The sequence below is a fragment of the Allobosea sp. BK604 genome, from assembly GCF_004341515.1.
Lineage (GTDB): Bacteria > Pseudomonadota > Alphaproteobacteria > Rhizobiales > Beijerinckiaceae > Allobosea.
In genome coordinates, this window is the sequence record NZ_SLZF01000014.1 from 122036 (window position 1) to 138306 (window position 16271).

The 16271-nt window shown below is 67.9% G+C and carries 16 protein-coding genes; 9 read left to right on the plus strand and 7 right to left on the minus strand.

What is annotated here, in order from left to right:
- The first annotated feature begins 55 nt into the window (after positions 1–55).
- Positions 56–886, plus strand: coding sequence for a ChbG/HpnK family deacetylase (locus tag EV560_RS32610; RefSeq protein WP_131860027.1), 831 nt, complete (start codon positions 56–58; stop codon positions 884–886).
- A gap of 160 nt (positions 887–1046) precedes the next feature.
- Positions 1047–2693 (plus strand): methyl-accepting chemotaxis protein, encoded by a 1647-nt coding sequence (locus tag EV560_RS32615; protein ID WP_165923749.1) that lies wholly within the window; start codon positions 1047–1049, stop codon positions 2691–2693.
- 171 nt (positions 2694–2864) lie between these two features.
- On the opposite strand, the gene EV560_RS32620 is transcribed toward EV560_RS32615, so the two are convergent.
- The gene (locus EV560_RS32620; RefSeq protein WP_131860029.1) at positions 2865–3464 is read right to left on the minus strand and encodes a superoxide dismutase; all 600 of its coding nucleotides are present in this window, start codon (positions 3462–3464) and stop codon (positions 2865–2867) included.
- A gap of 330 nt (positions 3465–3794) precedes the next feature.
- Between EV560_RS32620 and EV560_RS32625 the strand changes: the two genes are divergently transcribed.
- Positions 3795–5246: a hypothetical protein gene (locus EV560_RS32625; RefSeq protein WP_131860030.1), complete on the plus strand. Its 1452-nt coding sequence runs from the start codon at positions 3795–3797 to the stop codon at positions 5244–5246.
- Between the two features lie 33 nt (positions 5247–5279).
- Here EV560_RS32625 and EV560_RS32630 read toward each other — a convergent pair whose 3' ends face one another.
- Positions 5280–7415 carry a S9 family peptidase gene (locus EV560_RS32630; protein WP_465247064.1) on the minus strand — a complete coding sequence of 712 codons (2136 nt, stop codon included), beginning with the start codon at positions 7413–7415 and terminating at the stop codon, positions 5280–5282.
- Between the two features lie 511 nt (positions 7416–7926).
- On the opposite strand from EV560_RS32630, the gene EV560_RS32635 reads away from it, so the two are divergent.
- On the plus strand, positions 7927–8343 hold the full coding sequence (locus EV560_RS32635; RefSeq protein ID WP_131860031.1) for a Ros/MucR family transcriptional regulator: 417 nt from the start codon (positions 7927–7929) through the stop codon (positions 8341–8343).
- Positions 8344–8560: 217 nt separating this feature from the next.
- Here EV560_RS32635 and EV560_RS32640 read toward each other — a convergent pair whose 3' ends face one another.
- Both EV560_RS32640 and EV560_RS32645 read right to left on the minus strand, forming a co-directional pair.
- On the minus strand, positions 8561–8998 hold the full coding sequence (locus EV560_RS32640; protein ID WP_131860032.1) for a SufE family protein: 438 nt from the start codon (positions 8996–8998) through the stop codon (positions 8561–8563).
- 113 nt (positions 8999–9111) lie between these two features.
- A complete protein-coding gene (locus EV560_RS32645; protein WP_131860033.1) occupies positions 9112–9408 on the minus strand; it encodes a hypothetical protein in 297 nt (98 codons plus the stop codon).
- 412 nt (positions 9409–9820) lie between these two features.
- Here EV560_RS32645 and EV560_RS32650 point away from each other — a divergent pair, with 412 nt between their 5' ends.
- The 3 genes from EV560_RS32650 to EV560_RS32660 are packed head-to-tail and all read left to right on the plus strand — an operon-like array spanning position 9821 to position 12509.
- The gene (locus EV560_RS32650; RefSeq protein ID WP_165923750.1) at positions 9821–11536 is read left to right on the plus strand and encodes a PAS domain-containing sensor histidine kinase; all 1716 of its coding nucleotides are present in this window, start codon (positions 9821–9823) and stop codon (positions 11534–11536) included.
- 16 nt (positions 11537–11552) lie between these two features.
- Entirely contained in the window at positions 11553–12155 is a 603-nt protein-coding gene (locus tag EV560_RS32655) for a hypothetical protein (RefSeq protein WP_131860035.1), read from the plus strand.
- 18 nt (positions 12156–12173) lie between these two features.
- A complete protein-coding gene (locus tag EV560_RS32660; protein WP_131860036.1) occupies positions 12174–12509 on the plus strand; it encodes a DUF1491 family protein in 336 nt (111 codons plus the stop codon).
- Between the two features lie 108 nt (positions 12510–12617).
- On the opposite strand, the gene EV560_RS32665 is transcribed toward EV560_RS32660, so the two are convergent.
- Positions 12618–13748, minus strand: coding sequence for a DUF2336 domain-containing protein (locus EV560_RS32665; protein ID WP_131860037.1), 1131 nt, complete (start codon positions 13746–13748; stop codon positions 12618–12620).
- Positions 13749–13928: 180 nt separating this feature from the next.
- On the opposite strand from EV560_RS32665, the gene EV560_RS32670 reads away from it, so the two are divergent.
- Both EV560_RS32670 and EV560_RS32675 read left to right on the plus strand, forming a co-directional pair.
- Entirely contained in the window at positions 13929–14141 is a 213-nt protein-coding gene (locus EV560_RS32670) for a hypothetical protein (RefSeq protein ID WP_131860038.1), read from the plus strand.
- Between the two features lie 44 nt (positions 14142–14185).
- Positions 14186–14959: a hypothetical protein gene (locus tag EV560_RS32675; protein WP_131860039.1), complete on the plus strand. Its 774-nt coding sequence runs from the start codon at positions 14186–14188 to the stop codon at positions 14957–14959.
- Between the two features lie 105 nt (positions 14960–15064).
- On the opposite strand, the gene EV560_RS32680 is transcribed toward EV560_RS32675, so the two are convergent.
- A complete protein-coding gene (locus tag EV560_RS32680) occupies positions 15065–15694 on the minus strand; it encodes a DUF1254 domain-containing protein (RefSeq protein ID WP_131860040.1) in 630 nt (209 codons plus the stop codon).
- Positions 15691–16266, minus strand: a complete 576-nt coding sequence (locus EV560_RS32685) for a DUF1214 domain-containing protein (RefSeq protein WP_131860041.1) — start codon at positions 16264–16266, stop codon at positions 15691–15693. Before EV560_RS32685 ends, EV560_RS32680 begins: the two co-directional genes overlap by 4 nt.
- Positions 16267–16271 lie beyond the last annotated feature (5 nt).

Consider the following 16271-nt stretch of genomic DNA (forward strand, 5'->3'; position numbering starts at 1 on the left):
CACGCTCTGCGCCGGCTGCATACACCAGCGCAGATGAACCCAGGATAACGAGCCCATGGCCACCCGCTTCGTTCTTTGCGCCGATGATTTCGCGCTGACGGAGGGCATCAGCCGCTCGATCCTCGAATTGCTGGCGCTGGGCGCGCTCACCGCGACCGGCGCCATGACCAGCCGGCCGCATTGGAAACGATTCGCCGGCGAGCTTGCCGCTTTCTCCGGCCGGGCCGATCTCGGCCTGCACCTCAACCTGACCTGTGCCGCCCCGCTCAGCCCGATGCGGCGCCTCGCCCCGGGCGGGGAGTTTCGCGCGCTGGGCGACGTCGCCAAGGCGGCCGCCTCATCGCGCGAGGCACGCGCCGAGATCGCCGCCGAGATTGCGCGGCAGCTCGATGCATTCGAGACCGCGCTCGGCCGCGCGCCCGATTTTGTCGACGGCCATCAGCATGTCCATGTCCTGCCCGGCGTGCGCGGCGCGGTGTTGTCGGCGATCCAGCGGCGCTATCCGGAGGGCAGCGTCTATCTGCGCGACCCCGCCGATTCGTCCGCCGCTATCCGGGCGCGCGGCGTTGCCGTCGGCAAGGCGCTGGTCATCGCCGGCCTGGCGTTCGGCCTGCGCGGGCAGGCCCTGCGCCGCGGCATCAAGGTCAATCGCGGCTTCTCCGGCGTCGCGCCCTTCGATCCGGAGCGCGACTTCGCCAGCGATCTGCGCCGCTTCCTGGTCCGGCCCGGCCCATCCCATCTCGTCATGTGCCATCCCGGCCATGTCGACGACGAATTGCTGGGGCTCGATCCGGTGGTCGCGACACGCCCGCTCGAACATGCGGCGTTGAAGGATTTCGTGCCGCCTCCGGGGCTGGAGATGGCCCGCTTCGCAGCTCTGTCCTGACCGGCCGCGCTATCGGCGACGCAATCGAATATTTACCGGGTTCCGTCAAATTGCTGCCACCTGGTCCGTTCCGTTCGGATCCTGTGAGGCCTCCGGCGGAGATGTCTGCGCGATGACTTGGCTAAAGCGAGCGGGTGCGGCCGCTTCGATTGCGCAGCGAATGGCTGTCAAGGAAGGCTCCAGCGGTTCTCTCGGCAGCCAGATCGCCGGGGCCGCGGTTGCCATTGTCGCGGTGGCGATCCTCTTCGTGGTGATCGCGGTCGCGCGCTATAACGACGCCAAGACGCGCGGCGATCTCGAGCAGAAGATGACGGCCCTGACCACGATGGTGGTCAATGCCTCTCCCGCCCTGATCCTCGCGCGCGATACGACGACGCTCGGCTATATCCTCGAGTCGCTGCGCCGCGATCCGGATTTCGATGCCGGCATCGTGGCCGATGACGTCTCGACGCTCGCCAGCGCCGGCCGCAACGAGGAGGCCCGGCTCTCGCTGACGCCGCGTGCGCTTGCCGCGGCGCTCGGCCGCGACCCCTGGGACGTGCTGAAGGACCAGACCTCGACCGAACTCGAGGACAAGACCTTCATCACCCGGCTTCATGTGGTCAAGGTCGGTGGCCACAAGAAGCAGATCGGCTATATCGCCATCCGCTTCGACAAGAGCCGCCTCGTGGCGCGCGCCGCCTTCGAGCAATTCGTCACGATCGGTTTCGGCATCCTGATCCTGCTCGTGCTCGGGCCGCTGCTCTGGATTTCGCTCTCGCGCACGATGAAGCCGCTGAAGAGCATGACGAACGCGATCGTCAGCATCTCCGACGGCAATCTCGACACGAAGATCGACGCGATGGGCCGGCGTGACGAGATCGGCGCGATCGCACATGCGCTCGGAATCCTCAAGCTGCGCCTCGCCGAGCGCGCCGCCCTGCAGGAAAAGCAGCATGTCAACGAGGTCGAGCGCCGCCATCACCAGCAGCGCGTCGACGAGGCGATTGCGCTGTTCCGCGCCGAGGTCGGCGTTGCGCTCGAAGCCTTCAAGAGCAATGCCGAGCGCATGAGCGAGGCCTCCGACGGGCTTGCCCGGGTCGCGGCGGAATCCTCGCAGCGTGCCGCCCGCGCCGCGCAGAACTCCCATGGCGCCTCCGGCAATGTCGAGAACGCCGCCCAGGCCGCCGAGGAAATGGGCGCCGCCATTCGCGAGGTCGAGTTCCAGGTCCGGCGCGTGCGCACCGAGATCGTCGAGGCCGCCTCGATCTCGCGCGACACGGCAAGCTCGGTCCAGGCGCTGGACGAGACCGCCCGCGCCATCGGCGAGGTGGTGAACCTCATTCGCGATATCGCGGCGCAGACCAATCTCCTCGCGCTCAACGCCACCATCGAGGCTGCCCGCGCGGGCGAGGCGGGGCGCGGCTTCGCCGTCGTCGCGTCCGAGGTGAAGAGCCTCGCCTCGCAGACCGCCGATGCGACCGACCGCATCGTCAGCCAGGTCGGCGCCATCCAGAGCGCCACCGGCGAGGTCGTCTTCGCCATTCACAACATTGCCGAGCGCATGGGGGCGATCGAGAATTTCGCGAATGCGGTCGCGACCTCGATCGAGCAGCAGGCCATTGCCACCGGCGAGATCGCCAGCGGCGTCGCCATGGCGAGCACCTCGGCGCTTTCCGTGTCGAGCGATCTCAGCGTGCTTGCCGACAGCGTCGAGGAGACCGGGCAATCGGCCGAGCAGGTTCGCGGCGCGGCGGGCGAGGTCGCGGCGCAGGCGCTGCGCCTGCGCGCCACGGTCGACCAGTTCCTGCGCAGCGTCGCGGCCTGAAGATTTCGCTTCAGCGTCGTTGCGAGCGTAGCGAAGCCATCCAGCAGGGCTGGCGCCCGGCGCCCCGGATCGCTCAGCCGGCCGCGCCTCCTCGCAATGACGCAAGGGCATCGCCCAAACGAAAACGGGGCCCGCAAGGGCCCCGTCCGCATTCGAACCGTCGCTGAAGGCTCAGGCCTTGGCGCCGTCATAGAGCTCCGCGACATAGTCCCAGTTCACCAGGCTGTCGAGGAAGGCCTTGAGATAGTCGGGACGGCGGTTGCGGTAGTCGATGTAGTAGGAGTGCTCCCAGACATCGACGCCGAGGATCGGCGTGCCGCCATGGACGAGCGGGCTCTCGCCGTTCGGGGTCTTGCTGACCGCGAGCTTGCCGCCCTTGACCTCGAGCCAGGCCCAGCCCGAACCGAACTGGCCGACGCCGGCGGCGACGAAATCTTCCTTGAACTTGTCGACCGAACCGAACGAGTCGGTGATCGCCTTCTCCAGCGCACCCGGCAGCTTGCCGCCGCCATTGGGCTTCATCCACTTCCAGAAATGGAGGTGGTTGTAGTGCTGGCCGGCATTGTTGAACACGGCCGGGTTCTTGCCATAGGAGCCCTTGACGATCTCCTCGAGCGATTTGCCCTCGAATTCCGTGCCTTTGATCGCGTTATTGCCGTTGGTCACATAAGCCTGGTGGTGCTTGTCGTGATGGTATTCGAGCGTCTCCTTCGACATGAAGGGCTGGAGCGCATCATGGGCGTAGGGCAGGTCGGGAAGGGTAAAGGACATCGTGCCTCTCCTTGGGCTGTCAAATCGCACTGCTGAGAATGGCTTCGTCTTGAACGGCTTGGAACCTGGCGGCTCCGGCGGAACCTCCCGCCATTCCACCCGCTAGTTAAGCCCGCGGCCGGCCACCGGCAACCGCCAGTAGCGAGCAAACATCATGCATTCCGCGGAGAAGCTGGGACGCAGTCGCGATATGGTCATGCTCGCGGCGCGCCGGCTTTTGCGGCCCGATCAGTCACGATTTGTGAAATTGTCTCTTATTCAATAAGTTAGAGGCTAATCTGATGGAATCGGTGCCGCCGTTCCCGTCGATGCCTTGCTGAGGATGCTGGGTTGATCACGATCTTCGTCTTGCTGGGCCTGTCTTTCCTGGTCGGTGGCGTTGGAGCCATTGTCGATGGCTGGCCATATCTGGTGCTGGAGCGTGGCTTCACGCAGGTGATTATTGGCACCGTTGCGGCGACGGGCGGCGTGATCTTGCTTGGCCTGGCCTGGCTCCTGATCGAGCTGCGCCGCGTCAGGACGGAGCTGCGCGCGATGTCGCTGCTCTCGGCTGTGGGGCTACAGGGCGAGCCGGCGCCGCGGGCAGCCATTGAACCGACGCCGCGGGCAGCCATTGAAGAAGAGCGCGCGCCGACTTTTCCCGAGCCGCCGCCATCGGAGAGCAGGCTGCCGGGTCTCGGCACCGTCGCGGCCGGTGCAGGCCTCGCTGCCGCCGGCGGCGCCTTGGCGACGGCAATGGCCGAGCGCGGGATCGCTCGGCGCGAGGATGAGCCATCGACCGCAGAACCGGTTTCCCCGACTCGGGACGAGCCTGAACCGCAGGCGCCGGAACCTGTCGCGAAGGATATCTTCGACGAGGCGCTGCTCGACGTTGCCGCGACCAGGGGGACTGATGACGAGGCCCTGTCCCATGCCGCGTCCCATCCTGGGCGCGAGCCTGCTGCGCACGAACCACTGCCGGAGCCGGAGCCAGAGGCTGAGCCAGAGGCCGAGCCCGAGCCGATTGCGGCTGAGCCGCAGCGGGACAAGGCGCCCGAGGACGATATCTTCGCCGCGATCGCGGCCGACCATGCTCTGCCGACCGAACGCGAGCACGAGATTCCCGCCCAGGAGAGGGAGCCCGAGTTGCAGGTCGAGCCGGTGCCCACCGTCGAACCGGTCGAGCCGCCTCCCGTCGCCGCGCCCGAGCCGCGGCGCTCATGGTGGCCGCGCTTTGGCGCCGGCCGCACCTCGGAAGCGACCTCCGAGCGCGCGGGCGGCGAGGCCGATGACCTTGCCTCGCTGCGCCAGCATCTGACGCTCGGGCCGCAGCCGCCGTTGAAGCCGGCGGAGCCCGAGGACACGGTCGAGGAGCAGCGCGAGGCCGAGCCGGCCGCGCCCGAGGCCTGGGCGCCGCCCCCCGTTTTCGGCCGGCGCGAGCCGACATTCGACGAGCCGTCCGAGCAGGAAACGCCGCAATCCGAGCCCGAGGATGAGACCGGGGCGGAGGACGCGCCGACTGAAGAGGCAGCTCAGGCTGATGAGCCGACTGCCGAGGCCGCCGACGAGGTCGTCGCGGATGAGGCCGAGACCGCAGTGGAAGCGCCGCAGCCGGCCGAGCCGCCACGCCCGGCCGCCTCGGACGAGGGCGTCGTCGGCGCCTATCAGGTCGGCGACACGCATTTCACCATGTATGCGGACGGTTCGATCAAGGCCCGCACGCCGGATGGCGAGTACAGCTTCGCCTCGATGGACGAGCTGAAAACCTATCTCGCCAGCGAGAAGAGCCGGCTCGGAAGCTGAGCGGTACCAGGGCGCTCAGCTCGAAAGCGCTGCTCAGCTCGCAGCCATGACGGCGTCCGGCCAGCCGCCCTCCACGGCTTGGATCGCGAAGGCATAGGCCAGCGCGACCTCCTTCAACGAGTCGAAGCGCCCGGCCGAGCCGGCATGGCCGGCTTCCATATTGGTGTGCAGCAGGACGGGGCCGCCGCCGGTCATCGTCGCACGCAGCCTCGCGACCCATTTTGCCGGCTCCCAATAGGTCACGCGCGGGTCGGTCAGTCCCCCCATCGCCAGGATCGGCGGATAGGCCTGCGGCTTGACGTTGTCATAGGGCGAATAGCTGCGGATCGTGTGGAAGGCCTTGATGTCGCGGATCGGATCGCCCCATTCCGGCCATTCCGGCGGGGTCAGCGGCAATGTGTCGTCGAGGATGGTGTTGAGCACGTCGACGAAGGGCACTTCCGCGACGATGCCGGCAAAGAACTCGGGCGCCATGTTGGCGATCGCGCCCATCAGCATGCCGCCGGCGCTGCCGCCATGGGCGACGATGCGGCCGCGTGCGGTGAAGCCGGCATCCGCCAGCATCTCGGCGGCCGCGATGAAATCGGTGAAGGTGTTGGTCTTCTTCTCGCGCTTGCCGTCGAGATACCAGCGCCAGCCCTTGTCGGTGCCGCCGCGGATATGGGCGATGGCATAGACGAAGCCGCGATCGACCAGGCTGAGCGGATTGGTCCGGAACGAGGCCGACATCGCCGAGCCGTAGGAGCCATAGCCGTAGAGCAGGCACGGTGCCGAGCCGTCGATCGGCGTGTCGACCCGGTGCAGCAGCGAGACCGGCACCTTGGCGCCATCCTTCGCGGTCGCGAAGATACGCCGCACCCGATAGGCCGCGGGATCGTGGCCCGAGGGCACCTCCTGGCGCTTCAGCAGGGTGCGCTCGCCGCTGCGCATGTCGTAATCATAGGTCTCGGCCGGTCGCGCCATCGAGGCATAGATGAAGCGCAGCGTGTCGGTCTCGAATTCGTAGCCGGCATCGAGGCCGAGCCCATAGGCCTCCTCCTCGAAGGCGATGCTGCCTTCCGTGCCGCTGGCGAGATCGCGGATGACGATGCGCGGCAGGCCCTCCTCGCGCTCCAGCCGGATCAGGCGACCCTTCAGGCAGACATGGCTCAGGATCAGCCGCCCGGCCCGATGCGGAATGAGGTCGCGCCAGTTCCGTGGCGCGGGATCGGCCACCGGCGCGGTGACGATCTTGAAGTCCTCCGCCCCGTCGGCATTGGTCAGGATCAGGAAATCCTCGCCGTGATGGTCGACGCTGTATTGCCGCCCGACCTCGCGCGGCGCGATCGTCACCGGCCTGGCCTCGGGCTCGGCAAGGTCGGCGATGCGGATTTCGGAGGTCTCGTGGTCGCTGATCGAGATCAGCAGGAAGCGGCCGGACTGGGTCTCGTCGATATCGACGAACATGCCGGCATCCTGCTCGTCATGCAGCAACTCGTCCTTGGCCTGCTCGCTTCCAAGCCAGTGCCGGTAGACCCGCGAGGGGCGGTGGTCGGCATCGAGTCGGACATAGGCGAAGGAGCGCGCGTCGCGAGCCCAGATGATCTCGCCAGTCGTGTCGACGATGCGGTCGTCGAGATCGCTCCCGCTCGCAAGGTCGCGCACCCGGATCGTATGGAGTTCGGAGCCGGCCTCGTCGGCGCTCCAGGCCAGGAGCTTGTGGTCCGGGCTATGCGCGGCATCGCCGAGATCGAAGAAATCCTTGCCCTTCGCCAGCGCGTCGGCATCGAGCATGACCTGCTCGCGCGCGGCCTTGCCGGCTGCGGAAGCGCGCGGCTTGCGGCAGATCAGCGGATGCTCGCCGCCGCGGCGATAGCGCGAATAGTAGAGGAACGGCCCGTCCGGCTGCGGCACGCTGGCATCGTCCTCCTTGATCCGGCCGCGGAACTCCTTGACGAGCTGTTTCTGCAGCTCGCGCGTCGGGGCCATCAGCGCCCGCGAGTACCTGTTCTCGGCCGTGAGATAGCTGCGGATCTCGGCCGGCAGGACGGTGGGATCGCGCAACACGTCTTTCCAGTTGCTGGCCCTCAACCAGCCATAATCGTCACGAAGTACCAATCCGTGCACGATTCTGCTTTCGGGATGGGCTTCGGCGCGCGGCGGGGCGGGGATATGCTTGGCCATGGTCATGCTCATCACTTCGTCGGAAGGCTGGATACTCGGCATAGGCCCGCATCCGAGGCCTGTCGAGGCGCAAGCTTGGCGCAAGCATTGACGCTGCAATGATATTGTCCGGCTATCAGCATCATCGTTCGTGCATCTTGATGCCATCGCAACTTTTCTTCGTCATGCCGAGGCATATCCGCCGTTCCTGCCCTGCAAGCGCCAGTCCGGTGCCGCATTGGTGAGCAGGAGACAACCAACGCGAGCAGGATCAGGGCGCGGTGCACATTTTGGTTACCATGAACACGCCAAAAGAAGTCCAATATTTCGCTGCTGAACGTATTCATCGCGAGGTTTATTGGCTTGCGGGAACGTTATTGATGCACTACATCGATGCCTAGATCGATCCGCTTCGCGTGATTCTATTGTCGGCTGTCCTTGACCTGCTGTCGGCTTTGAAGAACGGGGCTTCGGAGCCGGGAGACGTGGAACGGTCGGGTGATATCTGGTCCAAGAACACATAAGGAGTGGTACAATCATGGCTGATAATGATGGTTCGGATTTCATCGAACTCACCGCCGATATCGTTTCTGCCTACGTCTCGAACAACTCGGTGCCCGCATCTGATCTGCCTGCCCTGATCAATGATGTGCATGCCGCACTGAACCGCGTTGTTGGCGGCGCCGCCCCGGTGATCCCGGTCGAGGCCCCCAAGCCTGCGATTCCCGTCAAGAAGTCGATCACGGCCGATTACCTGATCTGCCTTGAAGACGGAAAGAAGTTCAAGTCGCTGAAGCGCCACCTGCGCACGCAGTACAACATGTCGCCGGAGCAGTATCGTGAGAAGTGGGGCCTGCCGCCCGACTATCCGATGGTCGCGCCCAACTATGCCGAAGCGCGGTCGCAGCTGGCAAAGAAGATGGGCCTCGGCCAGCAGCGCCGCAAGCGCCGCTGAGCGGACCATCTGGGCGAGGGGCGGGGCCTGCCGGCCGGTCTCCTCGGCTCGGGTTCGATGGACGTGAGGTCAGGAGCCGCCGGTCTGCCGGCGGCTTTTTCATGCCGACGCAAGCGGACGGGGATCGGTCGAGCGCGTCCTTGCAGGCAGGTTTCCAGGAATATCTCTCGCGCGCCGGGATGCGCGCCTTGGGATCATGGCGCCCAAATGAGCGGCGTCAGACCATTTCCGTCGCTGCCGCGGCGCGCGCATCGCTCTTGATCCGCTCGATCATGGAGCGCACGCCGTTCGAGCGCTGCGGCGTCAGATGGGCGGCGAGGCCGAGCTTTTCGTAGATCGCGAAGGCGTCGGTCGCCAGGATCTCCTTGGCGCTGTGGCCCGAATAGATGGCGAGCGCCAGTGCCACCAGGCCGCGCACGATATGGGCGTCGCTATCACCGAGGAAATGCAGGCGCGTGCCCTCGCCGGGGCCGCCTTCGCGGCGCGCCTCGAGCCAGACCTGGCTGGCGCAGCCGCGCACCTTGTTCTCGTCGCTATGGCCAGCCTCCGGCAGCGGGGCGAGGCCCCGGCCGAGCTCGATCAGATAGCGGTAGCGGTCGTCCCACTCTTCGAGCAGCTCGAAATTGGCGACGATCTCGTCGAGGGTTTCGCTCATATCCGTCCATTTGCGCCGTCAGCCCTGTGCCCGGCGGCTGACGCGGGTTTCTTCGGCGCGCGGACGCGCAGCGTCAAGCACGGTCACAGAACAAGATGTAGGCTCGCGGCGGGCTAGCGGGAAGGGGAGGCGGCAACCGGGCGCAGATGAGCGTCGGTCTGCGCGGCCGCGCCGGCCGCAAGCGAGAGCACGCGTGCGCGCGTCTCGGGGTCGAGCCCGGCCAGGACCTGCGCCGCTTCGCGCGCCGCGGCCATGCCGTTAAGGGCTGTCCTGGCGTCGATCTGGCTCGCGGCCGCCGCGATGCTGCGCACGGCCTCCCGAGCCCCCTCGCTCTCGGATTTGCCACTATGAACCGGCGAGTTGAAAGCGATGATGCCGATCACCGCCATGCTGCGCATCAGATAGGCCATTCCCTGTCCCCGTTCCCCGCGGAGTCCCGAACCCGCAGGCACTATAGCGCGGCAGACGCAAAGATCGCGTCTGCCATTTGAATCAAATCGGTGCGGCCGTCTTCAGCTTCCGTTCACCCTGCTGCGAACATCGCCGGGTGAAGCGCGATGCCGGTGGTCGCCGAACAAGTTATTGATAAATCTAGGATTTTCGACCGACCTCCGCCCGTCGCCGCGGCCGCCGGCCTGCTTCGCCTTAAGCCGGGCTTAAACCGCACATGGCGAGGATCGGGATCGATACAGGCGAATGGGCCTGCAGAGGTGAGTGTTGCAGTTTCCTCAGACGATAATGGCGATCGGGACGCAGGTGGCGGCGATGGTGCATCCATCGGTTCCGCCCTATTCGCCCGAGCGCATACGCCATGAGCGCTTCATGCTGACGCGTCTCGCGCTCGGCGCGGCTGCGCTTGGGCTGGCGCCAGCCTATCTTGCCTGGCGTGGCGCGCCCGGGGCCCTGGAGGCGCTTCTGCTGGTTGCCATGGCGCTGCCGCTCCTCGCCGTTTTCGTGCTCTCGCGCAGCGGCCGGCTCGATATCGCCCATGGCATTTCGGCGGCCTCCCTGGCGCTGTTCGTCGCTGCGCTCGCGGGCATGACCGGCGGCGCGGCTTCGCCCTTCCTGATCTGGCTCGCGGCCGTGCCGGCCGGAGCGATGCTCTTCGGCGCGCGTGACTATGTCGTGCGGGCAGGGGCGATCGCCGCCGCAGCGCTTGCCGGCATTCTGTCCTTGCATCAGCTCGGCATCTTCGCCGAAGCAGCGCCCTGGGTCGCCACGGCGATGCCGGCCATCGCCGCACTGGCTGTCCTGCACGCGATCATGATTGCGGTCATGGCCCTGCAGCATCGCGACGGCGAGCAGCGCGAGCGCCGCGCCGCCGATATGCGCGCACAGCTTCTGCTCGACCATGTCGGCGATCTCGTGACCTGGCACGATGCGACCGGCGGGGTCGTGTTCGCCAATGCCGCCGCCGAGGCGCTTGCCGGCGCCGAGCCGCGCGACCTGATCGGCCGTGGCCTGCTCGACCGTGTCCATGTCGCCGACCGGCCGCTCTTCCTGAAGGCGTTGAGCGATGCCGCCCATGGCGCGGGCCCGAGCAGCGCTTGCTTCCGCACCTTGTTCGTGCCGCGCGAACTCGGCCCGGAGCCGAGTTCGCCGGTTGCGCTCTGGCTGGAAATGAAGGCCCACCGCGTTGCCGATGCGACGTCGCGCGACGGCGTCGCTGTGGTCTGCGTGATGCGCGACGTCACCGCCAGCCGCGCCCTCGACGAGGAGCGTGCCCGCGTCCATGCCGCTGCGCTCAAGGCCAATGACATCAAGGGCCAGTTCCTGGCCACGCTGAGCCATGAGCTGCGCACGCCGCTCAACGCCATCATCGGATTCTCGGAGATGCTGGGCGGCGATCACGCCCGCCTGCTCGATGCCGAGAAGCGTCTCGACTATGCCCGGATCATCCATGATTCCGGCCACCACCTGCTCGATGTGGTCAATACGCTGCTCGATATCTCGAAGATCGAGAGCGGCGCGATGACGATCGAGCAGGAGACGCTCGATCTGGCGGTGATCGCGCGGGATTGCTCCGCGCTGATGGCGCTGCGCGCCGAAAATGGCGGGGTCGCGCTCGAGCGCGTCTCCGGCCCCGACCTCCCGGCCGTGATCGGCGACAAGCGCGCGCTCAAGCAGATCATGATCAACCTCCTATCCAATGCGGTGAAGTTCACGCCGGCGGGCGGGCGCGTCACGCTCGCGGTGATCCGCGACGGCGAGATGATCGACCTCTCCGTGTCCGACACGGGCATCGGCATCGCGGCCTCCGACTTGCCGCGCCTCGGCGATCCGTTCTTCCAGGCCAAGAGTTCCTATGACCGCACGTATGAGGGGACCGGGCTCGGACTGTCGGTCGTGCGTGGCCTGGTTGGCCTGCATGGCGGCTGCCTGACGGTCGAAAGCGCGCCCGGCATCGGCACGCGCGTCTCGGTGCGGCTGCCGATCGGCGGCGTCGCGGCCGCCTCGCAGCCGGTCAAGATCGAGACCTTCGCCCGGGCGCCACGCCGCGGCCTTGAAACCAAGCTTCCTTTTCGTCTGACTGCCTGATCGAGAGCCTGTAACCATGTCCGCAACGCTCGCAGCCCGCGCCCATACCAACGCGACCCTGTCCGCGCCGCCGGTCAGGCGCAGCCAGCCGGCCCGTCGCAAGACCTCCTGGCTCGGACAGGTCTGGCGCGCGGCCCTGCGCCGCCCCGGCCGCAGCCTCGTGTTGTTCCTCTTCGCCGGCGCAGCGATGGCCATCGCGATGAACGCGCTCGTCTTCCAGAAGGTGCGCCACCCGGCCCCGATCGCCGCCGTGCCTGCGCCCGTCTCGCCGCCGGCGCGTCCGGCCGAGCTTCGCCTCGAGCAATCCGCCGCTGCGCCCGAGGCTGCGCCGGCCGCCGTCATGCCTGCCGCGGTGCCGCGCCCGCCGGTGCGCCCGGTCGAGCGCCAGCAGACCGCCGCGCGCGAGGCCGCACCGCGTCCGCCGGCACCCGTCGCCGCGGCTGCGCCGCGCTCGGCGCCGGCCGTGCAGCCTGCTTCGGCACCGGCCCCGGCGGCGCGCAACACCGCCCCGCGCGATCCGATCGCCGATCTCATCAATGGTGACATGCGTCCGCCGGCCGAGATCCGCGGCGTCGCCGCCGCACGGCCTGCCGCGCCGCGCCGCAGCGCGGAAAACTGAGCCGTCGGCGCCGGCGGCATGGCGCGCCTCACCAGCGATTTCTGGGTCTCCGCCTATTTGTACCAGGCGGCGCTCGAAGGGCTCGTCGCCGTCCTGCGCCGCCGCGGCGCGCGCGAGGCCGGGGCGATCTTCGTCAAGCTCGACCGGCTCGACGGCACGGCCGCGCTCTACGGGCCGGCCCCGCAGGCGCTGGCGGATGAAAGCGGCGTCCGCCGCTTCCAGCTCATCCTCGATTCCGATCCGGGCAGCATCGAGGAGCGTGTCGAGCGTGAGCGCCGCTTCGATCCCGATCTCTGGCTGGTCGAGATCGAGAATCGCAACGGCGATCCCAAGCTCGATCTCGTCGAGCCCTGAGCGGCCTTAGAGCATTTTCGAGCGAAGTGGACACCGGTTCGCGTGAAGAAAATGCGTCAAAACAAATAGATAGAGAATTTTCGCGATTCGAAGAAACGCGGAAATGCTCTAGCCCTGCTCGCGCTTGCCTTTGAGCGTGCGCCGGACCTCGTCGAGCACCGTGCGGCTGTCGGGCTTGGCGGCGCCGGGGCGCGCCGGCGTGCCGCTCGGATCCATCGCCGGCTGATGCTGGCTGCGCCGCGCAGGCGGCTGGACGCTCTCGCCGGCGACCTGCATGACGAGCCGATAGGCGACGCCCCGGCTGACCGAGCGCATCAGGGCCACCAGCGCGAAGATGCGATCGACCGAATGGGCCGCCTCGTCGCTGAGCCGGATCAGCAGGCGGGTGGCATCCTCGACGCTGATTCCGGTCGCGATCATCGCCAGTGCGATCAGGTCGCGCGAGCGATCCTGCGCCATCGCGTCGGCAAGGGGCGGTCCGCCGCCGAGCTGGCTCGCGATCACTCCGAAGATGCTGTCGCGATCCTCTCCCGCGGTCAGCAGCCAGCCGTCGAAGGTCTCGGCATCGAGCGAGGCCCGCCGCTCCGACGGGCCGAGCGCCTCGATTGCCGCTAGCGAATCGAGCATGGCGAGCCGCCGCTCCGGCCCGGCCTGGAGGAACAGCGGGATGAGTTCCGCAGCGGCGAGATCGCGCCGGGCGAGCAGCCCGGGCGCATAGACGGCATCGGTGCGGGCGCGCGCCAGCAGCAGGTCGAGCCCGGCGCGGGGCAGGGGGGCGGGGTTGGCGATCAGCGCGAGATCGAGCGCCCGCTCGCCGCGCCCGGCCAGCATCAGGCTTGCGGCCGCCGGGAGATCGGCCCGCTCGGCGAGCGCGAGCATGGCTTCACCGTCGCCATGCCCGGCGATCTCCTCGAGCTCGGCCGGCGGCAACGGCGCGCCGTGGCGTAGCAGCGCCGCCAGCACTGCGCCGCCGCGCGCCCTCAGTGCCTGGAGCACGGCAGCGGGCGCGTGGCGCCAGCCGGCGAGCTTGCGCGCCAGGATCGTCGCGGTCGCCTCGTCGACAGTCGGGATCAGCGCGGTCGCGAGCTCGCTGAAGGCGGCGATGTCCTCGGCCGGCGGCTGCGGCGTCGAGAGCAGGAGATCGGCCTTCACCCGCAGCGAGACCTGGCTGAGATCCAGCCCGCCATCACGCGCGAGGCGGGCGAGTTGGGCTAGCTCGGCGGAGATGCGGGAGGGCATGCGGGCAACTCGAGGAGGGATTCGACGGTTTCGGGCAGGTTATGCCGCAGGCGTTTACATGACGTTAACCATGTCGATGCCTGATGCGAACAGGAGGGCTTGGCTAGCGATGCGGGTTCGTCCCGAAAGCCGATCGTCATCCGTGACCGCAATCCAGGCGCCAGCCAAAGGAGGCGCATCATGGCCGTCGTCATTCCGTTCGCGCCGCGCCGGCGTTCGCAGGGCAGGATTTCCGCGCAGGAAACCCGGACGCCCGGCGAGATCCTGTTCTTCACCGGCGTCCGCTATGAGCGCCAGCCGGAGCCGCTGCCGGCCGCCAAGCCGCCGCGCCGCTCGCCGAGATCAGGTTCCCGCAGCAAGACGATCGCCAAGACCGCCGGACAGCCGGCGTGAGGCTATTTGCGTCGTTGCGGCGATCCAGAGCATTTTCGAGCGAAGTGGACACCGGTTCGGGGCCGAGCCCACGGCTTGCCGCGGCGCTGGTTCTTGGTCTCACGGTGGCGGCCTGCACTGCCGGCGATTTCGGCCGGCCGCGGCCGGGCGTCTGGAATGATGTGATCGGTCCCGAACTCGGCTTCTGGGCGGCGACGGCCCGGGGCGAGGCGGCTTCGCCCTTCCACCTGACCGATGACGAGGAGCAATTGCGCGATCGCGCCTGGCGCTTCGTCATGCCGGCCTATGCGCGCAATTATTTCGACATCCAGGTCTCCGACCTCGCCTACAAGCGCATCCTGCCGGTCGAGGCGCAGTCGAGTGCGATCTCCGACTATTTCAACGGCCTGACCGGAGTGGCCTATCGCTCGGCGGCCTCGCGCTATAATCGCCTCGCTGAGGATGCCCATGCCGACCGTCTGCTGCTCAGCCCGTTCCGGGGCAATGCCTGGCGGGTCGTCGCGGCCGATCGCGTGCGCATGCGCGCCGTCGATGCCTCGCCGCTGGTGCCGCCGGATCAGCGCGGGCCTGCCTTCGCGCGCGTGGTCGAGAACGAGGGGGTGATCCTCTGGGTCTGCGAGCGCATCAGGTTCCGCATGGCAAGCTATCGCTACGCGCTCGCCAATCTCGTGGTCGAGATGCCGTCGCGCGAGGCAATCCGTGCCGAGCGCAGCATCATGGCGCTGGAGCAGGAAGCCGGCCCGCTCTGCAAGATCGAGCTCATCGGCGTCTTCGGCGGCGGAGCGCCGCCCGACAAGCCGGTCGTCTACAAGGGTTGAGTGCTCGAGAATTTGCGCGCTTCGGAGAAGCGCGAAAATTCTCTATCTCTTTGTTTTAACGCATTTTCTTCACGCGAACCGGTATCCATTTCGCTCGAAGATGCTCTAGTCGGCGAGGCCGCAGGCGACCCCGGTCGCCAGCGCTTCGGCCTCGCTCCGGTCCGAGGGGCGCTCCATCAGCACGCGCGCCACGATCAGCCCCTGCTGGGTATCGGAGACCACGCGCAGCTCGCGCGTCGTCTCGCCATCCTCGTCCTGGGCCAGCCTGTCATCGTGCTGCGCCTCGGTCATCACCACGAATTCGAGCGTGCCGCGGATCGCGGCGCGGTCGGTGATGGCATAGACCACGCCGCCGCCGCGCCGGTGCAGCGACAGGCCCAGCGGCAGCGTGCCGGTGCGCGCCACGACCCGCAGGGGGCCGCCGCTGAGATCGTAGCTGCAGACTGCCGTGACCGTGGCCGGATCGGCATCGCGCAGGTCGGGCTGGCCCGACGCGCCGGGCGTAAGCAATTCGGCCTTCCCGCCGGTTCCGAAGCTCATATAGGCCGTTGCCGCATCATGTTCCGACACCAGCGGGATCAGCAGGATCGTCACGATATGGACGATCCCGGCCAGCACGATTCCGGCCAGCGTCGCCAGCGCGAAGCGGCGCACGAGCGCGGCGAGCCGCGAACGCCATGGCAATCTGTACGCGGGCAATGTTGCGCCCTGGTCGGACGGGTCGAGCACGCTCATCGGCAGTCGACCCGGTTGATGCGCGGCAGGATTTCCGGCCGCATCTCATTGGCATGGCTCGAGATCGGCGTGTCGTAGAGCCTGAGCCGGAACTGGAATCGGCCGCCTGACGGCAGCGGCAGCCAGTTCCCGGCCTCTGGCGTCGCGGCGGCGGCGATGCGCAGGTCGCCCTGCTCGTCCCGCACCACTTCGGCATCGGAAAAGCCGCTGCGCTCCAGCGGCAGGCGGAAGGCGTGCCCGTCGAGATCGGTGACGCTGAGCGTCCAGCCCCGCGTCGTCGGCGTCGTCCCGGTGATCAGATAGCGACAGCGCCCGTCCAGGCCGACGCCGCTCGCATCGCGGTCCGCGATCAGCTCGAGCCCTTCGCCGGCGCCGAGCGGCAGGTGCACGCCCCGCACCAGATAGGCCCGCATATAGGGGTCGATATCGCGGCTGCCGCTGCGTGGCCAGCTCGTCCATGCGCCGATCTGCGTCATGCCCAGGAGCGGCCGGCCGGCGACGGCATATTGCGCCGAGGCGAAGCCGAGTCCGGCGCCGAGCGCGATCACATAGGCGAGTGTGATGCCGCGCATGGTCG

Bases quoted from the DNA above. Each gene is read 5' to 3' on its own strand.
- EV560_RS32635 (WP_131860031.1), top strand. From the start codon at position 7,927: ATGGCTGATAATGATGGTTCGGATTTCATCGAACTCACCGCCGATATC.
- EV560_RS32615 (WP_165923749.1), top strand. From the start codon at position 1,047: ATGGCTGTCAAGGAAGGCTCCAGCGGTTCTCTCGGCAGCCAGATCGCC.
- EV560_RS32630 (WP_465247064.1), bottom strand. From the start codon at position 7,415: ATGACCATGGCCAAGCATATCCCCGCCCCGCCGCGCGCCGAAGCCCAT.
- EV560_RS32655 (WP_131860035.1), top strand. From the start codon at position 11,553: ATGTCCGCAACGCTCGCAGCCCGCGCCCATACCAACGCGACCCTGTCC.
- EV560_RS32640 (WP_131860032.1), bottom strand. From the start codon at position 8,998: ATGAGCGAAACCCTCGACGAGATCGTCGCCAATTTCGAGCTGCTCGAA.
- EV560_RS32610 (WP_131860027.1), top strand. From the start codon at position 56: ATGGCCACCCGCTTCGTTCTTTGCGCCGATGATTTCGCGCTGACGGAG.
- EV560_RS32660 (WP_131860036.1), top strand. From the start codon at position 12,174: ATGGCGCGCCTCACCAGCGATTTCTGGGTCTCCGCCTATTTGTACCAG.
- EV560_RS32685 (WP_131860041.1), bottom strand. From the start codon at position 16,266: ATGCGCGGCATCACACTCGCCTATGTGATCGCGCTCGGCGCCGGACTC.
- EV560_RS32665 (WP_131860037.1), bottom strand. From the start codon at position 13,748: ATGCCCTCCCGCATCTCCGCCGAGCTAGCCCAACTCGCCCGCCTCGCG.
- EV560_RS32620 (WP_131860029.1), bottom strand. From the start codon at position 3,464: ATGTCCTTTACCCTTCCCGACCTGCCCTACGCCCATGATGCGCTCCAG.
- EV560_RS32680 (WP_131860040.1), bottom strand. From the start codon at position 15,694: ATGAGCGTGCTCGACCCGTCCGACCAGGGCGCAACATTGCCCGCGTAC.
- EV560_RS32645 (WP_131860033.1), bottom strand. From the start codon at position 9,408: ATGGCCTATCTGATGCGCAGCATGGCGGTGATCGGCATCATCGCTTTC.
- EV560_RS32670 (WP_131860038.1), top strand. From the start codon at position 13,929: ATGGCCGTCGTCATTCCGTTCGCGCCGCGCCGGCGTTCGCAGGGCAGG.
- EV560_RS32650 (WP_165923750.1), top strand. From the start codon at position 9,821: ATGCTGACGCGTCTCGCGCTCGGCGCGGCTGCGCTTGGGCTGGCGCCA.